Below are 25,000 nucleotides of genomic sequence, written 5' to 3'. Positions count from 1 at the left end.
GTGTCAGGGCCGGATCAGCGCCGGATCACAGCTTGATCAGGCTGCCGTGGTGGTCGATGGCGTCCGCGGTCTCGTCGTCGAACCAGACGCCGCCGGTGGCCAGGTAGCGGAACCGGTGGACGCCCTGCGGAAGGATCACCGAGACGGTGCGGGTGCCGTTCCTGCGACGCCTGAGCTCGTGGCGGCCGGGGCTCCAGTCGTTGAAGTCGCCCACGACGCTCACCGCGTCGTACGGCTGGTCCAGGGGCAGAAGGAAGGTGACGCGGGTCTTACGGCCGAACAGATGGTTGCGCTTGAGCATGAGGGGGCCTCCCGAGAACGTGACCCTCTAAGCCTTGCGTTCGCCCGCTTTGTCACGTATGCGGACACGCGATCCGTAACATGGTGTTCACTTTAATTTTTGTCCCCTCCCGGCACGCTCGACACGAGCAGGCCCGTCGCTCCTCCCGGAGGGCGGTACGGAAGCGCTGGAGGAAAGGCCGTGGCGGTGCGCTCAGCGGCCGCTCTCCTCGACGATGATCACGGCGGGGAGGGCGGCGCGCCGCGCGCGTGCGGGCACCGCGACCAGGACCATCGCGGTCAGCAGGCACGTGCCGCCCACGAGCAGCGACCAGCCCGCCGCCTCGCCGTACAGGAGCGTGGCGAAGGCGGTGGCCCACAGCGGCTCGATCGACATGACGACGGCTGCGGGCGTGGCCGGGACGTGCGCCTGCGCCCAGGTCTGGGCCAGGAAGGACAAGGCGCCGGCGGCGGTGGCCAGGTAGACGAGGCCCGCCCAGTCTCCGGGGGTGGCGGGCAGGGCGATCCCGCCGGGCGCGGCGACGGCCGTGCAGACCAGCGCCATAGTGCCGACCTGCAGCACCGCCAGCGCGTACGCGTGCTCGGGCCGGCTCCACCGGCCGAGCGCGACGACGTGCACCGCGTACAGCGCGGCCGATCCCAGCGTCAGGGCGAGCCCGGCGCCGGAGACCGAGCCGCCGCCGGCGTCGCCGGACATGAGGGTGATGGCGCCGAGCCCGGCGACGGCGAGGCCGACCGCCGTCCAGGTCCGGGCGGTGATGGGGGTGCGGAACCACAGGAGCGCGAGCAGCGGCGTCATGACCACGTAGGAGCCGGTGACGAATCCGGACACCGAGGACGGCAGCGCCTTGAGGCCGTAGGTCTGGGTGACCAGCGCGGCCCCGTAGACGAGGCCGAGGGCGACGCCCGCCCGCCACGCGCCCGGGCCGATGCCGCGCAGCGCGCGAGGCCGCAGCGCCAGCAGGATGGCGACGGAGATGAGGTACCGGGCGGCGAGCATATCGATCACGGGCAGCCGGGTGACCATGTCCTTCGTCAAGGGGAAGGTGCTGCCCCAGACGGCGGTCACGCCGAGCAGCGCGGCCACCCCGGCCAGGTGCCGCGTTCTGACAGATCGTCGCGCGTCCGGCCTCGGCGCGTCGCGGTGCGGGGGCGGCGTGGGGTCGTCCGGTGATACCGGGGATGGGATGGCCGGGGCGGGAGCGCCGTCTCCGGTGGTGTACGGCGTGTCGGCGGGTCTCATGAAGGCTTGTTATTCAGCTCGTTCTTCATAACGCAACCGTTTTTCCTGGCGCGGCGCCGGGACGGATCGCGGTGACCCGCTGCCCTCGACGCGCACCGTCCGTTCGGCCGGCACGCACCTCGGCGTCCGCGGGACGCGCGGCGCGATCTCCATCGGTCAGCCCTTCACGCGTCTCCTGAGCCGCAACTCAAACACATCGGCGTTCAGCGTGGCAAATGGGGTCACCGGAGGCACTCGTCCTGGAAGCGGCGGGCGCCCCCGCCGCCGGGCGCCGTACCACCGCCTGACGTCCGTCTCACACGGCGGCCGGGCGTGACAGGAAGCGGTCAAGGGCCGGTGACTTGCTGCCTTACCTCTCTCTGGCAGGCGGCACCGGTTTTCCGCACAGTTGAAGACGCGGGGACCATCAGGGGCCGAACCAGAGGACGCAGCCATGTTGGTCGTGTTGACGATGCGCCGCGCCGCGGGACGGCCGTCGGAGGTTTCCACCGTCGACGGCATCCGGATCCTCGCGTTGCTGCCGAGGCAGTGGCGTAAGGACCTCACGCAGGCGGCCGGGTACATCGCCATCCGGATCCAGACCGACGAGGACGTGACGGCGGCGCAGATCCGGGCGCAGGTGACCGCGATCCTCGCCAACCCGGAGCTCGGCCCCTGGGAACTGCTCTCCTGCGAGACCCTCACCCTCGGCCCCCGCGACGCGGACCCGCCGCCCGCCACCGAGCCGGGCCGCCCGCTCCAGCGAGCCGAGTGGAACTGACCCTCCCCGCGGGCCGGCCCACGACCGCGAAATAAATTTCCCGAGATATCGCCCGGCGTCGTAAAGGCCGAGGTGGTCAGGGGCTCGCCCCCGGAATCCGGGTCGTTCCCCGGTGTCGCCGACGATGGACGGAAAACACGTTTACGCAGGTCAGCGCCGTATATGAACGTCCATTTCACGTTTGCCAGATCGCGGCGGCGTCCCTGAAGATGAACCCACTCCGACCGAGCCCCCGAGCAGGGGTTTCTTCGTCGTGCCCGCACACCGCCCGTCCGGACCCCGAGGAGGGGACGAGCTGATCATCGGGCTGGCGGTGCCGCTGGGCTTCCGGCCGTCGCCGGCGGGCGTGCTCGCGGGCCTGGCGCTGCTGATCGTGTTCGGCACCGGCCTCGGGGCGTTCTCGTTCGTCCTCGCCATCGCGTCCCGGCCCGATGGCACCCTGTTCTGGGGCGTCACCCAGATGCTGCTGTTCCCGCTGATGCTGCTGTCGGGCGTGCTGCTGCCGACCGACCTCGGGCCCGGCTGGCTGCGCGCCGCCGCAGCGGTGAACCCGGTCTCCTACATCGTCGAGGCCGAGCGTGCGCTGTTCGCGGGGCGGCTCGTCAACGCGCCGGTGCTGTACGGGGTGATCGCCGCGTGTGCCGTCGGCGCGGCCGGGTTGTTCTTCGGCACCCGGGCGATCCGGCGCGGCGTCTGAGAGCCAGGGTCGTCCCCCGGCGAGCCCGCCCTTCAGCGGGACCTCGTCCCTAGCGGGGCCCCCGTCCCTGGCGAGGCACCCGCCCGCTGAGGGGCGGCCGGGACGCGGCGTACTCGGGGACGGTCAGCATGGGCGGGCGCTCCCCCACCGACACGTCCCTGACGGCCGGGAGGTGCCCGGCGTCGCCCCGGCGGAACTGGGTGAGCTCGGTGGCGGGGTCGTGCAGCGGGATGATCTTCGCCTGGCGGTCCAGGCGCGACCAGGCGGTGTGCATGATCTGGCCCGCCATGACGCCGAGGGCATCGGTCGGCTGGTGGGAGTGGACGCGCCGCCCGAGGTCCACCTGCGCGAGCGCGCCGAGCCCCTCCCGCTCCAGCAGGTCGATGAGCAGGCCCAGCTCGACGCCGTACCCGGTGGTGAACGGCACGCGTTCGAGGACCTCGCGGCGCCCGGCGTACTCCCCGGCGAGGGGCTGGACGAACCCGGCGAGCAGCGGCCAGTGCAGGTTGAGCATCGGCCGGGCGACCAGTTCGGTGACGCGCCCGCCCGCGCCCTGCGCCTCCCGCAGCGGCCGGTCGTAGCAGCCCTTGACGTAGACGACCGCGGGGTCGGCGAGCAGCGGGCCGAGGAGCCCGGTGACGAAGGAGGTGCGGAACTCGCGCAGGTCGGCGTCGACGAAGACCAGCAGGTCGCCCGAGGTCACCGCGAGCGACTTCCACAGCACATCGCCCTTGCCGTTCATGGGGCCGAGCGCGGGCAGGATCTCGTCCTGGGCGAAGACCTTCGCCCCCGCGCGGACGGCGCTCGCGGCGGTGTCGTCGGTGGAGCGGGAGTCGATCACGATCAGCTCGTCCACCAGCGGCACGGCCTCCTGCAGATCGCGCCGGATGGCCGCGACGATCTCGCCGACCGTCTCCGCCTCGTTCCTGGCGGGCAGCACCACGCTGATAGTCGTCCTCGCCCCGCCGCGCCGCTTGGCCGCGAGCAGGCCGGCGACCGGCCAGTCCGCGGCGGCGTACGTACGCTCGCGCAGCCAGACCTCCACCTCAGGCAGCACGCGCGATCCCTCCGTCGCCTCCGGACGCACCGGATTTCCACCGGATTTCCACCGGCCCGATCACTCTATGCGGAGCCCGACCAGGTTCATGCGGGTGCGCGGCGTTTTGTGGTGGAACCAGGGTAACCGGTATTGGTAGTTACACCATCGGCGGTACCGGCCACAGCGACGCGGAGGATTCATGGCCACGCGGCTGAAGGGCCTCGGCGCGACCGTCCTGGACCACGGCTCCTACCACGTCACGATGGCCGACCCCGAGGGCGACGAGTTCGACGTCCAGTAGGCGGGCCCGGCCCGCGGGCGGTCATCCGTCCGGGGCCGCCGGGATGCGGGCGCGCAGGGACGTGCCGCCGCCGATGGGGCTGACGATCTGCAGTGTGCCGCCGAGGGCCTCGACGCGGTCCTTGAGCCCGATCAGCCCCGAGCCGTGGCGCGGGTCGCCGCCCCCGGCCCCGTCGTCGTCGATCGCGAGCTCGGCCACGCCGTCGCCGACCCGCAGCCGGACGTCGGCCACGGACGCGTGGGCGTGCTTGGCGACGTTCGTGAGCGCCTCCGAGACGATGAAGTAGATCGCGACCTCGACCCGCTCGGGCAGGCGCCGCACGCCGTTCAGACTCAGCTCGACGGGCACGGGCGAGCGGCGCGCGAGCGTCCTGAGCGCCGGCTCGATGCCCCCCATGGACAGGATCGCCGGGTGCAGGCCCCGGGACATCTCCCGCAGGTTCTCCACGACGTCCCCGATGCCGTTCACGGCGTGGTCGAGCCGCTTGCGCAGGTCGCCGCAGCCGGGCGGGACGGCGAGCGCCGCCGTGCGCAGCTCCAGCGCCAGCGAGACCAGGTGCTGCTGGGTGCCGTCGTGCAGGTCGCGCTCGATGCGGCGGCGGGTCTCGTCGGTGGCGGCGACGACGCGGGCCCGGGAGGCTGCGAGCGCGGCGAGGCTGTCGGCGTTCGCCACGGCGGTGGCGACCAGTTCGGTGAAGTCCAGCATGCGGTCCTCGGCCTCTCCGGGCCGGGGCTGGGCCGAGGTGGAGTAGGCGATCACCGTGCCCCACAGATGTCCCTGGACCACGACCGGGCAGCCCATCGCGCACCTGAGGCCGTGGCTCCGCGCCCAGCGGCTGATCCCGCCCGCGACTCCGGCCTCCCCGAGCGAGACCCGCGCGGGCCGGCCGGTCCGCCGCACCAGGTCCGGCACGGCGCCCGTGGCGATCGGCCAGCGCGCGCCGATGGGGGGCGCGGACGATTCCCGCCCGCAGCTCCAGGAGCCGACCAGGGTGATCTGGGCGTCCGGCTCGAAACGGGTGACGGCGATGTAGTCGGCGCCGACGATCCGCCCGATCTCGCCGGCGACCGCCTGGAAGATCTCCTCCGGGGAGATCCCCTGCGCGACGAGCGTCGCCACCCGGCGCAGGGCTCCCTGTTCCTCGGCGATGCGGCGCAGATCGTCGCGGCTCGTCTCCAGGGCGTTCACGATGGCCTCGCGCTCGTGGGCCGCCGCCAGCAGGGATTCCAGGGAAGGGACGATCCGCCGGCGCAGGCGGCGCAGCGTGGCCGGGGGCACCCGGCTCGGCAGGACCAGCGTCCCGAGGACGTCGGAGCCCTCGCACAGCCGGAACAGCGTGCGGCCCTCCCCGGGGGCGACCTTCTGCTGGGTGACGGTCGCGTACGGCAGTTCGAGGGCGCGGGCCAGGCGCTCGGAGGCCTCGGGCAGCGCCGAGCGCAGGTCCCCCGCCCTCAGCAGCAGGCGGGCCTGCTCGGCGGCGAGGTCGGCCTCCTCCCGGCGCGCGCGGGCCTCGGCGGCCGACGTCCGGGCGGCGCCCGTGATCGAGCTGGCCAGCACCCCGACGATGAAGAAGATGGGCAGGATGATCAGCTCGGTGGCGTCGTTCACGGGATACAGGTAGAGGATGTGGTACACGACCGCGCTGAGCGCCGCGGTGGCCATCGCCAGCGCGAGCCCCCAGATGGTCGAGACGAGCAGGACGCCGAGCAGATAGACGACGCCGAACGCCGACGGGGGCACGTAGTCCTTGATCAAATAGATCAGGGCGCTCTCGATCACCACGCAGGCCACGCTGACTCCGACGCCCAGGGCGTAGGAAGGGCGTGTCGTGCGCAGGAGCGAGGCGATGATGCCCTTAGGCACGCTGCGAGTCTACGCCCGCGCCTTGGAGGTACGGGCATCCCCCTCACACACATTTGCCCTGGTCAATGCCCGTTTCGGGGAGAACATTGCCATAGCCGGAGATGCCTTCCCGTTACGCTGGGTAAGGCATCTGTTCAAACCCGATTAAAAGGGGCGACTCCAGGGCGACGGTGATGGGCGGACCAGGTACTCGGATAGCGCTCGCGGAGGACGATGTCCTGCTTCGCGAGGGGATAGCCAACCTGCTGGAGGAGGCGGGATACGACGTCGTCTGCCGGGCGGGCGACGCCGCCGAGCTGCTGGCCTTCGTCCGCGACGCGGCGCCCGATCTGGTGATCATCGACATCCGGATGCCGCCGACGTGCACCATCGAGGGCCTGAACGCGGCACGCGTGATCCGCGAGGACCACCCGAAGGCCGGCATCCTCCTGTTGTCGGCGCATGTCGAGGTCGACCACGCGATGGAGTTGCTCGCCACCGGACAGCGGGTCGGCTACCTGCTGAAACACCGGGTCGCCAGCGTCTCGGACTTCGTCGAGACGATCGAGCGCATCCTCGCCGGCGACTCCGTCGTCGACCCGGTGCTGGTGCGCGAGCTGTTCGCCGCGCGCCACCGCGAGGACCCTCTGGAGCAGCTCACCCCCCGCGAGCGCGAGGTGCTCGCCCTGATGGCCGAGGGCCGCTCCAACGCCGGGATCGCCCATCGCCTGTGGATCGCCGAGGGGACGGTGGAGAAGCATGTGCGGAGCATCCTCGCCCGGCTGCGACTGCCGGAGACCGAGGAGGACCACCGGCGCGTGCTCGCGGTGATCACTTTTCTTGAGCGGCGCTAGCCCCGCCTCGTTCGCCGTCGGCGTTCCGCGCGCCGAGGATGGCGCGGATCGCGCTGCCCGAGAGACCGGACTTCGGAAGGAACGCGGCGGCCGGGCAGGAGGCGATCATGTCGGAGAAGTCCCGCTCCGCGTAGGTCGAGATGAGGATGACGACGGGCGGCTCGGCGGACCCGGCGGCCGCGAGCCGGCGCGCCAGCTCGAACCCCAGTTCCTCCCCCAGGTTGATGTCGACGAGCGTCACGTCCGGGCGGAGCTCGTCGAACCGCCGCAGGGCCTCGGCGGACGTCGACGCGACGCCCACGACCGTGATCTCCTCGCGTTCGAGCAGCTCGCAGGCGGCGGCGAGGAACTGGTCGTTGTCGTCGACGATCAGGCACTGCACAGCCACCCCTCAAGGATTCCAGCAGCCGGGCGGGCGGGGCATTGCGGCTGGCCGCCATATCGCCGGTGATGGTGGCATGGGGGCCAGGGTTGGTGCTGCCCGCGATGACAGCGGGCGGCCGAGGCGGGATCGTTGAGGTATGACCACCCTTTATGACGCATAAAGCAGGCGTATACAGTAGACGACTCGAGGGAAAGGGGCGGCGGTCCCCCGTGCGCGATCCCAGGATCCGGCGGCCAGGATCGCGATCCTGCCATGACCCACCACCGGCGAGACGAACGGGCCCGGGACATCCGTCACCAGGCCCGCGACGTCGCCGTGCACACTCCGCGGCCCGAGCTGTTGCAGCAGCAGCGGCAGTTCATCGCGGACGCCTCCCATGAGCTGTGCACCCCGGTGGCCGGGCTGCGCGCCCAACTCGAAGAGGCGCAGATGCACCCGGACGAGACCGACCTGCCGACCCTGCTGGCCAGCGCCCTGCGGGACGTCGACCGGCTGCAGGCGATCGTCACCGACCTGCTCCTGCTCGCCCGCCTCAAGGGCCAGGTCGCCGAGCGGGAGACCGTGGACCTGGCCGAGCTGGTCCGCTGGCAGCTCTCCGCCCGCGACGAGAGGCACATCGCACGGCTGACCGCCGCCCCCGGCGTGACCGTGTCCTGCGTGCCCCACCAGATCGCCCGCCTGGTCAACGCGCTGCTCGACAACGCCCATCGGCACGCCGCCGACACGGTGTGGATCGAGGTGCGCGGCAACGGCACGTCCGCCGAACTGATCGTGGCCGACGACGGCGCGGGCATCACCCCCACCGACCGCGAGCGGGTGTTCGAGCCGTTCGCGCGCCTGGACTCCGCGCGCAGCCGCGACCTCGGGGGCACCGGCCTCGGCCTGGCCATCGCCCGTGACATCGCCCACGCCCACCAGGGAACGCTCGACGTCGAGGACTCCGAAGGCGGCGCCTGCTTCGTGCTCCGGCTTCCGGCCTTCCACGAGGATCAGCCGCCGGCGTGATGCTCCAGGAAGGTGTAGACGTCGGCCTCGTCCACGCCCGGGAACGAGCCGGGCGGCAGGACCGCGAGAACGTGGGAGTTCGCGCGGGCCGACGGCCAGGCGTAGCCCTCCCAGCGCTGGGTCAGCTCGGCGGGGGGACGGCGGCAGCACTCGCCCGACGGGCAGTTGGACCGGGTCCTGGTCGTGGTCTCCCGGCCGCGGAACCATCGGGACTCACGGTAGGGCACGCCCAGCGTGATCGCGAAGTCGCGCTCCCGTGAAGGGTCGACGTGGGCGACGCAGAAGTACGTGCCGGTCGGCGTGTCGGAGTACTGGTAGTGGACCGAGAACCGGTCCGGCGAGACGAACACCTGGCGGCCCGCCCAGCGCAGGCACATGCGCTGCCCCTCGATCGCGCCCCTGGCGTCGGCGGGGAAGACGATCCCGTCGTTCTCGTACGCCTTGTAGATGATCCCGCCCGCGTCGTTGCGGACGAAGTGGCAGGTCAGGTCGAGGTGGTGGGTGGCCAGGTTGGTGAAGCGGTGCGCGGCCATCTCGTAGGAGACCGCGAACACGTCGCGCAGGTCCTCCACCGACAGCGCCCGGTCCTGCTTGGCCTCCTTGAGGTAGGGGACGGCCGCGGCCTCGGGCACCAGCAGGGCCCCGGCGAAGTAGTTGGCCTCGGTGCGCTGGCGCAGGAAGTCGGCGAAGTCGCGCGGCTTGTGGTGGCGGAGCGCCAGGTGGCCGAGCGTCTGGAGCAGGATCGTGCGCGGCGTGTGCATGCCTAGCTGCTCGTTCTTGACGTAGATGCGCCGGTTGCGCAGGTCGGTGATCGACCGGACCGAGCGGGGCAGGTCCTGGGCGGTCTGCACGGCGTAGCCGTAGTGGGTGACCAGCGCCTGCACGGTGCCCTGGGACAGCGCGCCGGTGCGGTAGCCTACGGCGGCCAGGGCCTCGGCGGCGGCGTTCTCGATCTCGGCGAAGTAGTTGTCCTGCTCGCGCTGCTTGCGGCGCAGCTCGGCGTTGGCGGCCCTGGCCTCCTCGGGCGTGGCCGTGCCCCTGGCCTCGCGGGCGCGCAGCTCCTCGTACAGGCCCAGGATGTGTTCCAGCACGTCGTTGGGGACCCGGGCGGAGACCTTCAGCCGGGGCAGGCCGAGCGCGGCGTAGATCGGGTCGCGCTGGGCCTCCTCCAGGGCGATCTCCAGCTGGGCCCTGCGGTTCGGGGCCTGACGGCGCAGAAGCTCCTCGACGGGGACGGCCAGCGCCGCGGCCAGCGACTTCAGCAGTGACAGCTTGGGCTCGCGCTTGCCGTTCTCCAGCAGGGAGAGCTGGCTCGGGGCGCGGCCGACGCGGTCGCCGAGCTCCGACAGAGTGAGGCCGCGCTGCTTGCGAAGGTGTCTCAAACGCTGGCCGAACGCCAGGAGGTCGAGCTCCTGCGTCAAAGACAGCGGTTCTTCTCCCACCAAAGACGCCATAGCACGATCCTAGGCGCAATTTCCACCGATCTTCCACACGACGCACCGGGACGCCGCGGCCCGGGCGGCGCGGGGGCCGTACGGCGCGGGTCATGGGCTTCTTGATACTCCGGTGGATCATCGTCGCCAACCGAAACCTCCCTACATATCGGGATAAATCATGACATAGCGGGCGGATCATGGGTGACGTGGATCACAAGGATTGGTCTAGTCCATAGGGAAAAGTTTGCATTTCTTGCCAAGGAAATACCGGCTAGTATTCCGCAAACCCGAAACTTCTGGCATGTTTCTCGCGACCTGTCTTGAGAACGATCGGACGTCAGTCGCAGACTCGAACCAAGCGCCCAGAGGACGTCAAAGGAGTCAAAATGAGTGATCGCCTCAAGGGAGCTGCAGACGAGCTGCGGCGAGAGTGGGAGAGCGACCCGCGCTGGAAGAACGTCGAGCGGACCTATACGGCCGAAGACGTCGTTCGACTGCGCGGCTCCGTGCAGGAGGAGCACACCCTCGCCAGGCTCGGCGCAGAACGGTTGTGGTCGCTGCTCCAGACCGAGGATTACGTGCACGCGCTGGGCGCCCTGACCGGCAACCAGGCGGTGCAGCAGGTGAAGGCGGGGCTGAAGGCCATCTACCTGTCGGGCTGGCAGGTCGCCGCGGACGCCAACCTGGGCGGCCAGACCTACCCCGACCAGAGCCTCTACCCGGCCAACTCCGTGCCGGCCGTGGTGCGCCGCATCAACAACGCGCTGCTGCGCGCCGACCAGATCACCTGGTCGGAGGGCGACACGCGGGCGCCGCACTGGCTCGCGCCCATCGTGGCCGATGCCGAGGCCGGCTTCGGCGGCGTGCTCAACGCCTTCGAGCTGATGAAGGGCATGATCGCCGCCGGCGCCGCGGGCGTGCACTGGGAGGACCAGCTCGCCTCGGAGAAGAAGTGCGGCCACCTCGGCGGCAAGGTGCTGATCCCGACCGGCCAGCACATCAAGACCCTCAACGCCGCCCGCCTCGCCGCGGACGTGTGCGACGTGCCGACCCTGATCATCGCGCGGACCGACGCCCAGGCCGCGACGCTTCTGACCAGCGACGTCGACCCCCGCGACCAGGCGTTCGCCACCGGCGAGCGCACGGCCGAGGGCTTCTACCGCGTGCGCAACGGCGTCGATGCCTGCGTCGCCCGCGGGCTGGCCTACGCGCCGTACTCCGACCTGCTGTGGATGGAGACCTCCACGCCCGACCTGGACGTGGCCCGGCGCTTCGCCGAGGCGATCAAGGCCGAGTACCCCGACCAGATGCTCGCCTACAACTGCTCGCCGTCCTTCAACTGGAAGCAGCACCTCGACGACTCCGCCATCGCCAAGTTCCAGCGCGAGCTCGGCGAGATGGGGTACCGGTTCCAGTTCATAACCCTGGCGGGCTTCCACTCGCTGAACCACTCGATGTTCTCGCTGGCCCGCGGCTACGCCGAGGAGGGCATGACGGCCTACGTCACGCTCCAGGAGGAGGAGTTCGCCGCCGAGTCCCTCGGCTACACCGCCACGCGCCACCAGCGCGAGGTCGGCACCGGCTACTTCGACCTGGTCAGCACTGCCATCGCGCCCGACTCCTCGACGGTCGCGCTGAAGGACTCCACCGAGGCCGAGCAGTTCGCCCAGGCACACTGAGCCGCGGAGCGACCGGCCCGCTCACGGCCACGCGCGTCGCCCGCGCCCAAGAACCCGCGGGCCCGTCCGGTAAAGATCCGCTTTGGGCGGCGGCCCCCTCCGGACGGGCCCGCGTGGCATGCCCCACGAGCTGACACATCTGGGCCCACGCACCTGGCTGGCCGGGCGACGGATCGACACAAAGAGCCTCGGCCAGGTGGCCTTCTCCCAGGGCCGGCGGTGGTCGGCGGCGAGTGGGGCGGTGAGGCGGAGTTCGGTGTGGGCGGCGAAGCGACGGACGCGTTCATACCGACGGCGTCAGGTGGATGAACGGCCCGGTGGCTGATACAGCGCCTCCGGGCCGTTCGCCTCGCGCCACTGCTCATAACGGGACACCAGGTCCGGGATCTCCGCCCAGACGAACGTGTAGAGGTTGCGCATCTCGCGGAGTCTGGCCCGGGGGATGTCGGTGAGGTCCGGGTCGGCCAGGACCCGGTCGGCGAGGGCCAGAACCTCGGTGATGTAGCGCTCGCCGTCACGGTAGGTGCCGACCCAGGCGTTGGGGGCGATGGCGAACAGGTCGCGCCGGGTCTCCGGGGAGACCGTGCGTTCCACCAAGCCCAAGCTGATCAGCAGGCGGCCCATGTTGGAGACCGTGGCCGCGCTCGCACCGAGTTGGGCCACCAGGTCCTTGCTGGAGAGCCGGGGTTCGTCCGTGATCAGCAGCAGCCCCAGCATCCGCCCTGCCATCCGGGGCACCTGCCGGGCGAACACCTCGGCCAGTCCGTCGGCGAATGCGAGCTGTGACCTCGACTTCTCGTCCTCCTGCGGCATGGTGCGACCTTAGCAGCAGCGATTCACGAAGGTCGTTTAGTAAATAGTGAATGCTTTCAGGTGTTGACTGGACGCTATACAGCCTCCAATAATCAGCGCACTGCAGACGCGGCGAGACGCCGTCGGACACCTGGAGCGATCGTGGCTCAGCAACACCACCAAGCGGACCTTGCCAAGCTCGCCGAGGCGTACTTCGCCGCTGAGATGACCTACGACCCTTTCATGGCGACCTTGCTCGGCGTCGCCGGACATGCCCACCGGGTGCCCGACCCCTCCCCCGAGGCGGCCGAGAGCCGGCGGCGGACGCTGCTCGACCTCGGCCGGCGCCTCGACCGGGTTCCGCTGGAGGCGCTGACCGGTGAGGACCGGGTCACTCATCGGGTGCTGGACCGGCTCATCCACAGCTCCGCCGGCGAACTCGCCCATGGGCTGGCCGACTTCGCCGTCTCGGCCAGCGTCGTCGCGCCCCCGCCCCGGGCCGTCCAGTCGCTGGCGATGACGCCGGTCGACCAGGAGGGGCCGGCCGCGTGCCTGGAGCGGCTCGCCGCCCTGCCCGGCTACTTCGACGCATGGCTCGCCCGGTACCGGGTCGCCGCAGCGGCGTCAGGCCACCGCTTATCTGATCGGCCGCCGGGAGATCCTGCGCCAGCGCGAGCGCGCCCGCGCCGAGCTCGGCGACCGCTGCGACGTCAGGGACTTCCACCACGAGGTGATCGGACACGGGGCTTTGCCGCTCGGCGTCCTGGAGGAGCTGATCTCCGAGTGGATCAAGTCAGCCTAGAGCGGCTCCCGACGGCAGCGGACGGCCGGCGCCCGGCCCGGCGTCCAGGACCCGGGGGATCGGCGCCCCGTGGGTGCTGCCCCCGGCCCCGGTGACGACCCGTCCACACACCGGCCGATCTCACACCTCAGCCAACCCAAGGAGCTCCAATGACCCTGGACACCCCGGCCTCCGGCATGACCACCGCGGCCCGCCTGCTCGACGCCGTCACCCGGGGCGAACCCGGAGCCCTCGACCGGCTCTCCGCCGCCCTGCGCGACGCGGGCGGGCCCCTGCTCGAACCCCAGGAGAGCGGCGGGCACCTGGTCACCTTCGTCCACATCGGCCCCGCCACGCACATCGAGGTGGGCTCCCAGCTCACCATGGACGGCGAGGGCCGGGCCACCGCCATGGAGCGGATCCCCGGCACGGACGTGTGGCATCTGTCCGTCCCCGTCGCCGACGACCGGCTCTCGGTGGTCTACGGCTACACCGTGGACGACCCCTACGCGGAGAAGTCGCTGAGCGAGCTGATGGAGCTGATGCAGGCGGGCGCCTTCCAGACCGTCGCGGACTCGCACGCCCGCTCGACCCGACCCGACCCCTCCAATCCGGAGCGGATCGTCTCCGTGTACTCCTCGATGTTCCCGGGCGTGGACCGCACCCACGACTCCGTGCTGACCCTGCCCGGCGCGGAATCCGCGCCATGGCTCACCCCCGGCCGGGCGCGCGGCACCATCGTGCGTCACCGGGTGCGCTCCGCTGTCTTCGGCGACGAGCGCGAGGTGAGTGTGCAGCTCCCCGCCGGGCTCCAGAAGGGAAGCGGGCATCCGCTGCTGCTCCTGCTGGACGGCGAGTACCACATCGACCACTACCCGGTGATCATGGACAACCTCATCGAAGCCGGGGCCATCCCCCCGACTGTGGTGGCGTACGTCCACAACAAGGATTCGATGTCCCGGATGGTGGAGATGTCCTGCAACCCCGACCTGGCCCGGCAGTACGGGGACGAGCTGGTGTCCTGGCTGCGCGCGGAGTACGCGGCGGGCGAGGACCCCGCCACCACCGTGGTCTGCGGGGCCAGTTACGGCGGTCTTGGATCCGTCTGGCTGGCGCACCAGCGGCCGGACCTCTTCGGCGGCGTGCTTTCCCTGTCGGGTTCCCACTGGTGGGGTCTGACGGAGCAGTTCGGCGGCGAGGACGGCCCCTACGCCATGGGACGGGACGGAGAGCCGGAGTGGCTCACCCGGCAGTTGGCCGCCGCGCCGGTCCGGCCGACCCGATTCTGGATCGCCGCGGGCACTCTCGAGACCCAGCCCCTGCCCGGCGGCACCACGCTGCTGACCGCCAACCGGCATCTGCGCGACGTCCTCGTGGCCAAGGGCTACGACGTCCGCTACGACGAGTTCGCCGGTGCCCATGAACAGGCGGGCTGGCGGCGTACGTTCGCGCGGGGAATGCGGCACCTGCTGGGCAAGGACCAGGAAGGAGCCTGACGGGCCGTCCGCGTCCCGGCAGCACCAGCGCTAGTGGAAGTCGAACTCATTCGCGCGGACACCGGCCAGGAAGGCATCCCACTCGGCCCTGGTGTAGATGATCGTCGGACCGTCGGGGTGATGACTATGCCGCACCGCGATCCGCCCACTCCCGTCGAGCAACGGACCGGCCTCGACGCAGTTGGAGCCGGCGTCAGGGCTGAAAGTGCTTATGTGCCACGCTACGGCTTGCTCATGCTCGGGGATTGACATGATCACCTTCCGCTGAGCTCTCGAATTCGTTAATGGCTGTTCGGATCAGCTTCATGGATTCGGAGGGATCTGGTGAGTCTGACCGCATGCGGTCAAATTTCAGCATAAGCCTATCCACTCCCTCGGCTTCAATGTAGATCCCACCAGCGGGACTGTCGACATAGCCGATCTGGGGGTAAGGCTCCGGCATCTCAAAGATCCTGAACGAGCCATCGTGACCGGCGTGAGCACCTGACGCGAACGGCAAGACCCTGATGTCGATGGCCGGACGACGCCCCAGGTCGAGCAGGCGTTCAAGCTGTTCCTTCATACCGGCAGGCCCACCTACCGGCCGCCGCAAGAGGCCTTCATCCAGAATGGCCTCGATCCGAGGTGGCTCTGCGGCGGCGAGAATCTGCTGGCGCTCAAGCCGGAATCGTGCGCCCGATGGAGCCAGCGACGGGTCGGTGTCGGTCTGTCGGATGACGGCCTCCATGTAGTTCCCTGTCTGAAGCAACCCTGGAATCGCCAAGGCGTCGAAGGACCGGATCACTCGTGCCCTTGATTCCACCCAGGCGTAGTCGACGATGAGCTTCGAGAGATTGCCGGAGTAGCCGTCCCACCAGCCCTCATGCCAGACCTCGGTAGCGAGTTTCATTAGATCCCCGCGCTTATGCGGGTCCGCGACTCCGTAGAGATCGAGCAGTGCTTGGACATCCGGTGTGCGCGCCGGATACAGGCCGGTCTCCAGACGGCTGACGGTGGCACCGTCGCGCTGAATGTAGTCACCTGCCTCAGGGAGCTTCAGACCTGCGGCTTCGCGAAGCTCACGAAGTTGCCGACCAAGCCACTGAGCCCGCAAGGTCATGCCACGCTTCGCACTCACTCGATCACCTCGTCACGTCGGGACGGAGGGAAGGCTACTACTTCGCGTGTCCACGAGATGACGTTTCCGTGATTGCCGTGCATGCATGCATGATGTCTGTCATCGTGTGTGACGACTCGCACACACAGCGTGTCTAGACGAGGGTTTCGCCGATGACTCGGCCGGACCGGAGGTCACACCATGCAGATCGATCGATCGACGGCGGGCGAGCTCCCTACCGGTTTGAGTTCAGAGAGCGCCGTCGGCGGACATGTCCAGGTGCTTAGTCGCCAATTCGTCGGGTGGAGCGTCTGGTATGGAAGGGCGACTGGGCGGTGGTGGGCACTCGCGCCGCGATGGGGGCGTGACCTGGTGGGTCTGGTCGAGGCGGGGACTCCCGAGGAACTCGTTCTGCGAATGAACCAGATCGAGCTGACCTGCTCGCTCGCCGCCTGTCATGAACCCGCCGTACCGCCCGAGCGCGCTGGTCGCCGTAGCCCGCCCCCAGGCAGGGGCGTACGGCGCTGACCTCCTCCTCACCGTCATGGAACGTTCTCAACACAGGAAGGGAAGTATCCCGATGATCGCGATGCGTCCTCGCGCTCTGGCTTCGGCCTTGGGCGGCATCACCGCGTTCTTCCGCCCGGCCTCGCAACCGAAGGACTCCGCCGTGACAAGTGCCCGGCCGCGCCCCACCGGTCCTGACGCGTTCACGAGCCTCCCGGTGATCTCCCACCGGTTCACTCCGTCCGCGTCGCAGGTCAGGCCCGCCCGCGCCTTCGTCGCCGGCCTGCTCGGGGACGAGCACCCCTGCCGGGACGACGCAATGCTCCTGACCAGCGAACTCGCGGCCAACGTCGTGCGGCACGCCGCCCAGCGTGACTTCCTGGTGTCGGTGGCCTTCCCGGACACCGGCGTGATGGTCGCGGTCGAGGACGGTGGCTCGTCCAAGATCCCCCACGTGCGCAGGCCCACTGACGACGAGACCGACGGCCGGGGCCTCGCGATCGTCGACGACCTCTCGTCCCGATGGGGCTTCGAACGGCGGCCCTCCGGCACACTGGTCTGGTTCGAACTCGCCCAGCCCTCCCCCGACCAGCGGCCGTAGGTTCTCGGTTCTCCCAGCCGATCTCGGCCCTCATGCCCCTGGCTGGGAGTTGATAGGCGGCCTCACAGAGGTCGAGAGTTTCGTCAAGGCACACCGACTCGCCGCCGCCCCCGAAAACGGGGTGTCAGTAAGACTCGCGCAACCAGGTACACGCAATTGAGTTGGCCCAGTTCAGCGCTAGTGCGTGTGGGGTTGTTGAGGGATCTGCGCTGCTCGACCTCTCCTCCCAAGATCGACACACTGACGGCCGTGGCTACCGCCAGATCTTCTCCGAGAAGATCTCCACCCGCGTCAAGGCGGCCCCGAGTTCGAGGCTGCGCTGAAGCTGGCCGCCGACATCACGCGGGCCGCCCTGGACCAGGCCGTCCTCTTCAGCGTCCCACGAGTTGAAGTGCCCGGTCCGCAACGCCGTGGACTGTGGCGGTGATCAACACCTTCGTGGCTAGACGGCCATGGCGCCAAGGGCTTCCCGGCCTACCTCCCCTTCGGTCAGGACGATGACACGGGAGTTGCGTTTGTCGATCTGCATGAGGGTGCCGGGGAGCGGCGCTCCCGTCAGCGGGTGGACTTCGACCTGGAGTCGGCCTGCCTGGGAGCGGTTGAATGCGCGGATGCGATCGGTGTACGTGCTGATGAGCTGCTCGCGTTCCGGGCCGTAACCGCAGGCGCCGAGCTCACTGTGACCTGGTCGTCCGGGCCGACGGGTGAGGTAGGCGAAGCTATCGCCGGTGAGCAGGCCCATGGCTCCCCAGTTGAACGCGGGCGGGACGATGCCGGAGCGCTGGACCGCGTCGTTTCCCGCCAGAAGCCGGAAGAACCCGTCCAGTCCGGCGAGCCAGAAGTCGAGCTCGCCGGTGACGGTGACTTCGATCCCGGTCCATGACTGCGCGGGGCCGCTGGACAGCGCGCGCCGCAAGGCGTCGGCGTCGGCCGGTTGGCCGTCGTCGATGCGGATGGTGAGGCCGGTGTCTGCGAGGGGGATGTTGCGTTCGGCGACGGCACCTGCCCCGCGGATCGGCATGAACCCGCATTCGTGCATGGATCGGCTGCGCCAGGTGCCGGCCGTGTGCTCAAAGGTGACCGAGCGAGTGAGGCCCCGCATCCTGAACGGCACGACGAGAAGCCCGGCGGGGGCGAGTTGATCTGCCCAGGCGGCCGGCAGTTCCCAGGCGCCGACGGTGACGATGATCCGGTCGTAGGGTGCGTTCGGCCGATGACCGTACTCACCGTCGCCCGGGATGACGGTCACATGCCCGTACCCGGTCGTGGCGAGCGCCTGCTCTGCTTCTGCGGCGACGCCGTGGTCCAACTCGACGGTGGTGACCTGTCCTCCTGGTCCGGTGAGGTGGGCCAAGAGGGCGGCGTTGTAGCCGGTGCCCGCGCCGATCTCCAGGATGCGGTGGCCGGGGCGGACGTCGAGCTGGGCGAGCATGGCGGCGACGATGCCGGGCGCGGAGGCGGAGCTCGTGGCGATCCCGTTGTCGTCGCGGTGTGTCACGACGGGGCTGCTGCCGTAGGCGTCGGCGAGGGGTGTGCCGGGAAGGAACGCTTCGCGTGGGACCGCCCGCATCGCCGCGTCGACGGACGGGGGAAGCGCTCCGCCGTCCCAGTCGCGCAGCCGGGTGACCATCGAGGTTCTTAGGTGATTCGCGGTCATGGGGTCGGCTTCCATCCGGCTGAGCCTACCTGTCCATCCCGCACCGGGCAGGGCACCTCACGGAGATGAGGGCGGGTCATCCCTTTGACGATCGCTGGGCTCGCGCTCCGGCCGGCTGTCATGACAAGAGCAGGACACAGTCCCACCGGTCGGGGACGCTGCGGGCGGGCAGGCGGCCGAGTTCGGCTAGGGCGAGAGCGGTGCCCGCCGCGCCGATCAGGAATCCCGGGTGGTCTTCGATCGCGCCGTTGCCGGTATGGGGGACGGCGAACGGGCGGCCCGCGTCGAAGGCCGCGGTGATGGCGTCGGCGGCCGCCGACGCGACGTGCGGATGCCGGTTGGCCGCGCACTGCAGGACGCCGGCGTGCCCGTGGCACAGGGTCGGGCCGTCGGCGTCCCACGTGCGGGCGGCTCGGGCGGCGAGAGCGTTCATGGCCGCTTCGCTGGCCTCGGCGAGCGTGACGTCGCCAAGCGCCTGGGCGGCAAGGCCGAGGGCTGCGCTGATACCCGGGGCGCCGTAGCACCATGCGTCCTGACGGCCGGTTAAGCGGGCGGCGCTGGTGTCCAGTTCGCTGCCTGTGACGGACGTGGGCCACTGCCAGGCTCCATCGGCCCTGCAGCCGAGCAGCCACTGGGACACGTGGCGGATCGCGTCGTACTGGCCGGGGACAGCCCATCCGCGGGCGCAGGCCACCGACAGGAAGGCCAGCGGGCCCGCGATTCCATGCGCCATCCCCGTGGCCGCCGATCCTGAAGGGTCGGCCTTCACCGCCGGGGGGTGCAGTTCGGCGGGCAGCCACCATCCTGGCCGACAGCCGTGCTGGGTCATGATCATCCTGGTGAGGGTTTCCAGCGCGCGGATGAGTCCGGGCTCGGCCGCGGGCTGGTCGTCGGTAACGGCGGCGAGCAGGACACGGCCGATGCCGGCCAGGCCGCTGATCGTGTCGTAGACGGCCCGCCGCATGTAGGGGTCGCCGTCGCGGCGGCGCCGGTCGAGGTCGTCGGTGATGCACCGCGCCTGCCGTGAAAGCCACGACGCGGCCCGGGCAGCGAGCGCCTGCGTGATGGCCGGGTCGGCTCGCTCTCGCTGTCCTTCACGCGACACCGGAGGAGCGAGCGCCGCCGCCTGCGGGGTGCGAGCGTTAACGACCAGCTCCGTGACCAGCGCACCCTCCTCGTCGGAGTCTCCGGGCAAGAACCGGCGCAGGTCGGCGAAGCGGCCTGCGGTGGAGCCGGCATCCTGCGAGCCACCCGACACGGCCAGGAAGAAGCGCCCCTCATCCCGGTCGGCCTGTGTGCCAGCCAAGATCCGCACCCAGATCTCAGCGGTCCGCGGCGGGGGCAGGCCCCGGTCATGGGCGAGGGCGGTGACGTCGCCGTCGTCCAGGGTCACAGCGACGGCGCCCGTCGTCGCGGCCCTGGCGATCAGCCGCGCCAGGGCCTGCTCGCGGCTAGGACGACGCGAGCCTTCCTCCTCACGCGGGTCCAGCCCGAGGCCGAGGCCGGGATCGCACAGCTCGGTGAACGGCACGAGCCGCCGTCGGCCGTACCGCTCGACGAACCGGCGATGGTAGCCGTCCAGCGGATCTTCGCGGTCCCCGATCCGCCACAGCATGGTCGCAGCGTCAGCGGCCGCATCCGCCACGGACTGCGGCAGTTCCAGGCACGTGTCGGCGACGATGTTGACGCTCAGCGGCCGTTGCTGACCGCATATCTGGTCGGCCTTCTGCCGGGCCGCGAGCAAGGCGGCCAGCCGGGACGGGTCCCCGGGGCGGTGCCGGTCTGCCTCAGTGAGCAGGGACCGCAGGCGCTCCAGGTCCTCCCGCCGGGGATGGCGTGGAGGGAGGCATCCAAGTAGGTGGCCGAGCGGGTCGTTCCACAAATCCGCAGGCAGCAGGTCCGTCAGGAGCAGGCCGTGCTGGACCAGACCGGTGATGGCGGCGCGGATCGTCGCCTCAGGCACATCTGGCCATTTCTCCCGCGCGAGCGCGACAAGAGACGTGGCATCGCTTCCCCCCGCGCACATTAGCAAGATCAGCTCTGTTGCCGCAGTGGCGTTGACGGAGGTTCGCCGGGGCCCGGCCTCATCGGGAGCAGCAGGTCGCTCAATCTCGAAGCGACGGCCGCGCCGGACAGCGAGATCAGCCGTGGTGAGCTGAACGCAGGCAAGCACGTGAGGATCCTCGGCCAATTGGCCCGCCACGCAGGAAAGCCAAGTCCCGCTCGGCACGGTGCGGGCGCAGTGCCCATCACCGCCGAGACGCAGCACGGTCTTCTCGCTGCCGACGCGAGCGGGAGTGGCAGCCGCGAACGCTCCGTTCGGTACCGGTCGCCAGCGTGCGCGCAGCTCATAGCTCCGCAGGGTCGCCGAGGCACGACTGCCCTCAGCGGCTGATCCCTCCGCATCTGTCCATGCCTGCCTGGACGCGAGGAACACGGCTTCCCGCAGCAGTGGGCCAGTACCAGGCTCAGGCTCCCCAGCGGGCACCGGCAGCAAGGGGATCCGCGCCAGCGCCACCGACCGGACATCGAACAGGCGACGGGTCATCGTCTTCTCCTAACTCGGGCCGTTCCCCGGGCCGGGTGTCGCGCAATCCCGGCCCGGGCCGCTGCGCGCGGAGGTCGTCATGCCCCAGATCCCGGATGATGAGATCGCGCCACGGCCTGCCGAGGAACTGCGAGCCCGCGTGGCCGCCATCAGCCGGCTCGCCCACCAGGTCCGGCTCCTCCGGCTCGGCGACGACCTTCCCGGCCTGCTCGCAGATCTCCGTACCGCCGCAGCCCACGCGGATGACACCCTGGCACCCGAGATCCAGGCGATGCTCGCCGAGACGTGGGTAAACGCACGCATGATCGCCCGCATCCTGGGCTACCCGGACCTGGCCCAGTCGATGACCGAGCGCTATGCCCAGTCGGCTGAGCGCTCCGGTGACCCTTACGCGATCACCATAGGGACCAGTCTGCGGGCGGCCGAACTGATCCAGGTCGACCGGGGCCACGCGGCGGCCAGGTTGCTGGACACCGCGCGGCAGGCCACCGGAGAGCCCTCCGGCTCGGATCCACCGCAGGCGTGGGCAGCGTGGGGCTGGTCGCACCTACAGTCCGCGCTCTCAGCGGCCCGCAACGCGGGCAACGCCGCCGCTGCGGACTTCCACCTATCGGAGGCGGTCCGTGCCGCAGATCACCTTCCCGCCAACGCCGACCACTACCGGATGACGTTGAACCGGCCAACGTCGCCATCTGGTCGGTCGGCCTTGCCGTTGAACTCGGCAACGGGGCGCAGGCAGTCCGACGCGCAGGCACCATTCGAGGTTTCACTGGCGTCACACCGAACCGGGTATCGCATCATTACATTGACCTCGCCCGCGACTACCTCTACGTGGGCGACCGCGACGCTGCGTTGGCCTCGCTGATCACTGCCAGGAAGCTGGCACCGCAGCAGGCCCGTTACCATCCGCAGGTCCGGGAGACACTGCGCATGCTGGCGCGCATGGAGCGTCGCGGCAGCGACTCCCTCGCAGCCTTCACCTCGTGGATCGGGATGTAGCCCAGGGGGCGGGCGTACCGGTTCACGCGATCATCGTCGGCCGCACTCAAGATCGTCATCGACCCACACCCTGACCACGATCCACCTCGAAGACGCTGTCGGGCACCTCCCCACCGACCATTAACACATCGCTGAGCTGGGCGAACTCAATCACGTGTACCTCACGAGTCTTACCGACACCCGAAACCGCGGGCCCGTCCGGTAAAGATCCGCTTTGGGCGGCGGCCCCCTCCGGACGGGCCCGCGTGGTGTGCCCACGGCCCGGCGGACCGGCGGCCCTGGATCCTGGCGGCTCGCGGGAGTCGCCCTTGCCTGCGGTGCGCGTGCGCGGCCCGTGTCCGAGCGATGGGGCCGATCAGCCCTGAACCGCCTGTGGGGCCGGCGGGCTCCAGCGCTGCGCGGACCGGCGCCGGTAACGCCTGGCGAAGCCATGAACCAGGATGAACCGCGGGATCGCCGGCACCTGCTGGACGACGATCTGGTAGCGAGCGTCGTCGAGCCCGTCGAGCAGCCAGTGGCCCACGTCGCCCAGCTCGGTGAACGACTTCCGCTTGACGTTGTACTCCTGCTCCCACCTGCGCCACTCGGCGGTGGTCAGGGCGGCCGCGGCGACCGGCATCGCCTCCTGCTCCTCCCGTCGCAGATGCGGGAGCAATACGTCGTCGAGGGCGGTCAGCGCCTCAAGGAGATCGGTCCTCACCTCGTCGGACCCGCTGCCGGCGTACCGCTGGGCCGCCGCCTCGACGACGGCCATGACGCCGGCGATACCCGCGTGGTCTTCCTCCATGCTGTCGAGCAGTGGCGCGGCGTCCGGCGCCTTCCGCCGCAGCAGGGGCCACAGGCCGTCGTCTTCGCCGCTGTGGTGGTCGTGCAGGAAACGCATCATCCACCGGACGTGGCCGGCGATCGCCACCCGCCGGCCGTCCTCCGGACACGGCCGCTCGGCCAGCGCGCGGCGCGTGCGTTCCAGGTCCCGGCGCAGCGCGTCGTGGATGATTCCCATCATGCGCGTGTCGGCGGGCGCCACCGTCTGACGCTTCATCGTTGTACACCTTTTCCTGAGGGTCATCGCGGGTAGATGACGCCCATGACGTCACACCGGGCCGCTCCCTGTGCGGACCACCAGGCGGCGGCGAAGGGCCTCGGTCGCTAGAAGATGACTCTGGCCTGGCGGGCGAATGTGAGGGCGACCTCCGGGCCGGAGACGAGTTCCAGCGTCACGTCGTCGTCCCGGCCCGCCAAGGCGCGCATGTACGCGACGGCGTCCGTGCGGATCACCGCCGTCGGGGCGCCGGAGCCGATCACCCACGAGCCTCCCGCCGGGCCGGTGAGCTCCAGCGCGATGGGAGCGGCCGTCGAGGCCAGGGCCATGTCACGGATGACCTGTTCGACGATCCGCCGATCGTGGTCCCCGATGGTGATCGGCCGCCCCATCGCCCGGGCCAGGTCGACGCGATGCATCCACAGGTCACGGGTGTAGATCACGTCGAGCAGGTGGCCGATGAGCAGCCGTGGCGCGCCGGGCATTCCGGTGTCGATCGTGAAGCGGCGCATCGGGTTCGGTGTCCGCAGGCGGGCGCGTACGGCGCGGGGCCACAGCAGCGCGAAGCTCTCGACCAGCGCCGGTCCGGTCTCCCCGGCGTGGTCCTCGCCCTGCACCGCCATGTGGCCGTCCAGGGCGATCTTGCCCTGGTGGCGTCGCCGTCCCAGGAACTGCCGCCGCAGCATCGTGCGGAGGTGGATGTTGTCCTCGCACTGGGCGACCAGGTGGGAGACCAGGGTGCGAACGTCCCATTCGACGCAGTCGGTGGGGCGCTGCCAGTCATCGTCGTGAAGCTCCCCGAGCAGGGCGATGGCCGCGTGGCCCTCGGCTTCGGCGATCGCCGCCACCTGGCCGCGATCATTGTGCGGCAGGCGTGCGGCGGGTACGAAGGAATCAACCATCTCTCTCGCCCTTCTCGGGAGCGTAATAGCGGAAGAACATGTCCAGCGCCGTCCGCGCGAGCCGGGTGAAGCGTCCCTTTCCGACCGGCGCGGACGGTTCGTTGGAGAGGTGCTGGCTGATCACGCCGGAAACCAGCACCGTGTAGAGGGCGAAGCCGTCCTCGCTCGCGGCGGCGGGTGCCAGCTGTCCGGCGTCCACGGCCGCCTGTAGTGCGCGGCGCAGGATCTCCAACTGCCGCACTGCGGGCTCGAACGCCTGCGGGGACGGCTCGAAACCGGGCACCGGCCGCCAGTACAGGAGCTGGGCGAGCACCGGGTTGTCCGTCATCCAGGCGAGGGTGGCCTCCTGACCTGCGACGATGGCGCCCCACGGATCCTCGGCGAGCCTCGTCACGTACGGGTCCAGGACTTCGACCGCTTGGCGCATCCCGCGCTCGAACAGCGCGTCGTAGATGGCCATCTTCGACGGGAAGTACTGATACAGCGAGGGCGGGCGCATGCCGACCCGCCGCGCGACCTCCGCGAGGCTGAGCGCCGCCGCGCCCTCCTCCGCCATGACCTCGATCGCGGTGTCGAGGATCTCCTGAACGGTCTCGCTGCGCCGCCGGAGCCTTCGATCTTCCCTCACGCTATTAAGTTAACCTAATCCCATTAGGCAATGCAACGGCGATTAGGCCGCGTATGTCCCTCCGGCCAGGGGAGCACCTCTTGGCCGACGACCCGGCGACCGTCCACGGCCGTCGGATCGTCGGTGACTCCTCCCAGAGATTGAGAGGACGTTGACGGGCAGGCGGGTGTCCGACAGCGGCCGACCATGCGGGGGAATGCAGGACGACTTCGCCCTGCGTGCCGCCACCCACTGTGACCCTGGCGTGCTCCGCCACCTGACCGACACCCGCGTCCCGGGCCGTCCTCCGCCGGGTTCGGCTGGGTCATCGACCTTCCTTTCCGCGCGAGTGCGGCCGGTCGCAGGCGGTGCGGTCGATAGAGTTACCTTGCCTCAGGCGCCCCATCGGTCCCACTCGGAAAGGTCAAATC

The 25,000-nt window shown here is 70.2% G+C and carries 26 protein-coding genes and 1 pseudogene; 11 read left to right on the top strand and 16 right to left on the bottom strand.

Annotation, left to right across the window (positions count from 1 at the left end; genetic code table 11):
- Positions 1 to 25 precede the first annotated feature (25 nt).
- Both AB0M95_RS27315 and AB0M95_RS27310 read right to left on the bottom strand, forming a co-directional pair.
- Positions 26 to 301, bottom strand: coding sequence for an isoamylase early set domain-containing protein (locus AB0M95_RS27315; protein WP_358514872.1), 276 nt, complete (start codon positions 299 to 301; stop codon positions 26 to 28).
- Positions 302 to 493: 192 nt separating this feature from the next.
- On the bottom strand, positions 494 to 1,543 hold the full coding sequence (locus tag AB0M95_RS27310) for a DMT family transporter (RefSeq protein WP_363770252.1): 1,050 nt from the start codon (positions 1,541 to 1,543) through the stop codon (positions 494 to 496).
- Positions 1,544 to 1,976: 433 nt separating this feature from the next.
- Between AB0M95_RS27310 and AB0M95_RS27305 the strand changes: the two genes are divergently transcribed.
- Together AB0M95_RS27305 and AB0M95_RS27300 are read left to right on the top strand one after the other, a co-directional pair.
- Complete coding sequence (locus AB0M95_RS27305; protein ID WP_363770249.1) at positions 1,977 to 2,303, top strand: hypothetical protein; 327 nt, start codon at positions 1,977 to 1,979, stop codon at positions 2,301 to 2,303.
- Between the two features lie 253 nt (positions 2,304 to 2,556).
- Positions 2,557 to 3,000, top strand: a complete 444-nt coding sequence (locus AB0M95_RS27300) for an ABC transporter permease (protein ID WP_363770246.1) — start codon at positions 2,557 to 2,559, stop codon at positions 2,998 to 3,000.
- 49 nt (positions 3,001 to 3,049) lie between these two features.
- Here the strand turns inward: AB0M95_RS27300 and AB0M95_RS27295 are convergent, their stop codons facing one another.
- Positions 3,050 to 4,057: a glucosyl-3-phosphoglycerate synthase gene (locus AB0M95_RS27295; RefSeq protein WP_363770243.1), complete on the bottom strand. Its 1,008-nt coding sequence runs from the start codon at positions 4,055 to 4,057 to the stop codon at positions 3,050 to 3,052.
- A 181-nt stretch (positions 4,058 to 4,238) separates the two neighbouring features.
- On the opposite strand from AB0M95_RS27295, the gene AB0M95_RS27290 reads away from it, so the two are divergent.
- Entirely contained in the window at positions 4,239 to 4,340 is a 102-nt protein-coding gene (locus AB0M95_RS27290) for a VOC family protein (protein ID WP_363770240.1), read from the top strand.
- A 21-nt stretch (positions 4,341 to 4,361) separates the two neighbouring features.
- Here the strand turns inward: AB0M95_RS27290 and AB0M95_RS27285 are convergent, their stop codons facing one another.
- Positions 4,362 to 6,203 (bottom strand): GAF domain-containing protein, encoded by a 1,842-nt coding sequence (locus tag AB0M95_RS27285; protein WP_363770237.1) that lies wholly within the window; start codon positions 6,201 to 6,203, stop codon positions 4,362 to 4,364.
- A 173-nt stretch (positions 6,204 to 6,376) separates the two neighbouring features.
- On the opposite strand from AB0M95_RS27285, the gene AB0M95_RS27280 reads away from it, so the two are divergent.
- On the top strand, positions 6,377 to 7,036 hold the full coding sequence (locus tag AB0M95_RS27280) for a response regulator transcription factor (protein WP_363770234.1): 660 nt from the start codon (positions 6,377 to 6,379) through the stop codon (positions 7,034 to 7,036).
- On the opposite strand, the gene AB0M95_RS27275 is transcribed toward AB0M95_RS27280, so the two are convergent.
- On the bottom strand, positions 7,014 to 7,424 hold the full coding sequence (locus AB0M95_RS27275; protein ID WP_363770231.1) for a response regulator: 411 nt from the start codon (positions 7,422 to 7,424) through the stop codon (positions 7,014 to 7,016). The genes AB0M95_RS27280 and AB0M95_RS27275 overlap by 23 nt on opposite strands.
- A gap of 249 nt (positions 7,425 to 7,673) precedes the next feature.
- On the opposite strand from AB0M95_RS27275, the gene AB0M95_RS27270 reads away from it, so the two are divergent.
- Positions 7,674 to 8,426, top strand: coding sequence for a HAMP domain-containing sensor histidine kinase (locus AB0M95_RS27270; RefSeq protein ID WP_363770228.1), 753 nt, complete (start codon positions 7,674 to 7,676; stop codon positions 8,424 to 8,426).
- On the opposite strand, the gene AB0M95_RS27265 is transcribed toward AB0M95_RS27270, so the two are convergent.
- Complete coding sequence (locus tag AB0M95_RS27265; protein WP_363770225.1) at positions 8,411 to 9,880, bottom strand: helix-turn-helix domain-containing protein; 1,470 nt, start codon at positions 9,878 to 9,880, stop codon at positions 8,411 to 8,413. The genes AB0M95_RS27270 and AB0M95_RS27265 overlap by 16 nt on opposite strands.
- 368 nt (positions 9,881 to 10,248) lie before the next feature.
- Here AB0M95_RS27265 and aceA point away from each other — a divergent pair, with 368 nt between their 5' ends.
- Positions 10,249 to 11,541: an isocitrate lyase gene (aceA, locus tag AB0M95_RS27260; RefSeq protein WP_363770222.1), complete on the top strand. Its 1,293-nt coding sequence runs from the start codon at positions 10,249 to 10,251 to the stop codon at positions 11,539 to 11,541.
- A gap of 297 nt (positions 11,542 to 11,838) precedes the next feature.
- Here aceA and AB0M95_RS27255 read toward each other — a convergent pair whose 3' ends face one another.
- Positions 11,839 to 12,354, bottom strand: a complete 516-nt coding sequence (locus AB0M95_RS27255; protein ID WP_363770219.1) for a MarR family transcriptional regulator — start codon at positions 12,352 to 12,354, stop codon at positions 11,839 to 11,841.
- A gap of 204 nt (positions 12,355 to 12,558) precedes the next feature.
- Between AB0M95_RS27255 and AB0M95_RS27250 the strand changes: the two are divergent.
- From AB0M95_RS27250 to AB0M95_RS27240, 3 genes and pseudogenes are all read left to right on the top strand, one after another.
- Positions 12,559 to 12,945: pseudogene (locus tag AB0M95_RS27250) on the top strand (DUF885 family protein); the annotation flags it as partial.
- A gap of 28 nt (positions 12,946 to 12,973) precedes the next feature.
- Positions 12,974 to 13,135 carry a DUF885 family protein gene (locus AB0M95_RS27245; RefSeq protein WP_363770280.1) on the top strand — a complete coding sequence of 54 codons (162 nt, stop codon included), beginning with the start codon at positions 12,974 to 12,976 and terminating at the stop codon, positions 13,133 to 13,135.
- 149 nt (positions 13,136 to 13,284) lie between these two features.
- Complete coding sequence (locus AB0M95_RS27240; protein ID WP_363770216.1) at positions 13,285 to 14,610, top strand: alpha/beta hydrolase-fold protein; 1,326 nt, start codon at positions 13,285 to 13,287, stop codon at positions 14,608 to 14,610.
- 30 nt (positions 14,611 to 14,640) lie between these two features.
- On the opposite strand, the gene AB0M95_RS27235 is transcribed toward AB0M95_RS27240, so the two are convergent.
- Both AB0M95_RS27235 and AB0M95_RS27230 read right to left on the bottom strand, forming a co-directional pair.
- Positions 14,641 to 14,862, bottom strand: a complete 222-nt coding sequence (locus tag AB0M95_RS27235) for a DUF397 domain-containing protein (protein WP_363770213.1) — start codon at positions 14,860 to 14,862, stop codon at positions 14,641 to 14,643.
- Positions 14,843 to 15,727 (bottom strand): helix-turn-helix transcriptional regulator, encoded by an 885-nt coding sequence (locus tag AB0M95_RS27230; protein WP_363770211.1) that lies wholly within the window; start codon positions 15,725 to 15,727, stop codon positions 14,843 to 14,845. Before AB0M95_RS27230 ends, AB0M95_RS27235 begins: the two co-directional genes overlap by 20 nt.
- A gap of 649 nt (positions 15,728 to 16,376) precedes the next feature.
- On the opposite strand from AB0M95_RS27230, the gene AB0M95_RS27225 reads away from it, so the two are divergent.
- Positions 16,377 to 16,814: an ATP-binding protein gene (locus AB0M95_RS27225; protein ID WP_363770208.1), complete on the top strand. Its 438-nt coding sequence runs from the start codon at positions 16,377 to 16,379 to the stop codon at positions 16,812 to 16,814.
- A gap of 253 nt (positions 16,815 to 17,067) precedes the next feature.
- On the opposite strand, the gene AB0M95_RS27220 is transcribed toward AB0M95_RS27225, so the two are convergent.
- From AB0M95_RS27220 to AB0M95_RS27210, 3 genes are all read right to left on the bottom strand, one after another.
- Entirely contained in the window at positions 17,068 to 17,220 is a 153-nt protein-coding gene (locus AB0M95_RS27220; RefSeq protein ID WP_363770205.1) for a hypothetical protein, read from the bottom strand.
- A 36-nt stretch (positions 17,221 to 17,256) separates the two neighbouring features.
- Positions 17,257 to 18,486, bottom strand: coding sequence for a methyltransferase, FxLD system (gene fxlM / locus AB0M95_RS27215; RefSeq protein ID WP_363770202.1), 1,230 nt, complete (start codon positions 18,484 to 18,486; stop codon positions 17,257 to 17,259).
- A 103-nt stretch (positions 18,487 to 18,589) separates the two neighbouring features.
- Complete coding sequence (locus AB0M95_RS27210) at positions 18,590 to 21,019, bottom strand: lantibiotic dehydratase (RefSeq protein ID WP_363770199.1); 2,430 nt, start codon at positions 21,017 to 21,019, stop codon at positions 18,590 to 18,592.
- 79 nt (positions 21,020 to 21,098) lie between these two features.
- Between AB0M95_RS27210 and AB0M95_RS27205 the strand changes: the two genes are divergently transcribed.
- Positions 21,099 to 21,884, top strand: coding sequence for a hypothetical protein (locus AB0M95_RS27205; RefSeq protein ID WP_363770197.1), 786 nt, complete (start codon positions 21,099 to 21,101; stop codon positions 21,882 to 21,884).
- Between the two features lie 34 nt (positions 21,885 to 21,918).
- Here the strand turns inward: AB0M95_RS27205 and AB0M95_RS27200 are convergent, their stop codons facing one another.
- The 4 genes from AB0M95_RS27200 to AB0M95_RS27185 form a co-directional block, all read right to left on the bottom strand.
- The gene (locus tag AB0M95_RS27200; RefSeq protein WP_363770194.1) at positions 21,919 to 22,077 is read right to left on the bottom strand and encodes a hypothetical protein; all 159 of its coding nucleotides are present in this window, start codon (positions 22,075 to 22,077) and stop codon (positions 21,919 to 21,921) included.
- Between the two features lie 296 nt (positions 22,078 to 22,373).
- Positions 22,374 to 23,060: a hemerythrin domain-containing protein gene (locus AB0M95_RS27195; RefSeq protein ID WP_363770191.1), complete on the bottom strand. Its 687-nt coding sequence runs from the start codon at positions 23,058 to 23,060 to the stop codon at positions 22,374 to 22,376.
- 107 nt (positions 23,061 to 23,167) lie between these two features.
- Positions 23,168 to 23,962, bottom strand: coding sequence for a maleylpyruvate isomerase family mycothiol-dependent enzyme (locus AB0M95_RS27190; RefSeq protein ID WP_363770188.1), 795 nt, complete (start codon positions 23,960 to 23,962; stop codon positions 23,168 to 23,170).
- Positions 23,955 to 24,590, bottom strand: coding sequence for a TetR/AcrR family transcriptional regulator (locus AB0M95_RS27185; RefSeq protein WP_363770185.1), 636 nt, complete (start codon positions 24,588 to 24,590; stop codon positions 23,955 to 23,957). Before AB0M95_RS27185 ends, AB0M95_RS27190 begins: the two co-directional genes overlap by 8 nt.
- Positions 24,591 to 25,000: the final 410 nt, after the last annotated feature.

This window comes from Sphaerisporangium sp. NPDC051017, assembly GCF_040683095.1.
Taxonomy (GTDB): domain Bacteria; phylum Actinomycetota; class Actinomycetes; order Streptosporangiales; family Streptosporangiaceae; genus Sphaerisporangium.
The sequence above is the reverse complement of the archived record's forward strand: the minus strand, read 5'-3'. Positions and strand labels throughout refer to the sequence as shown.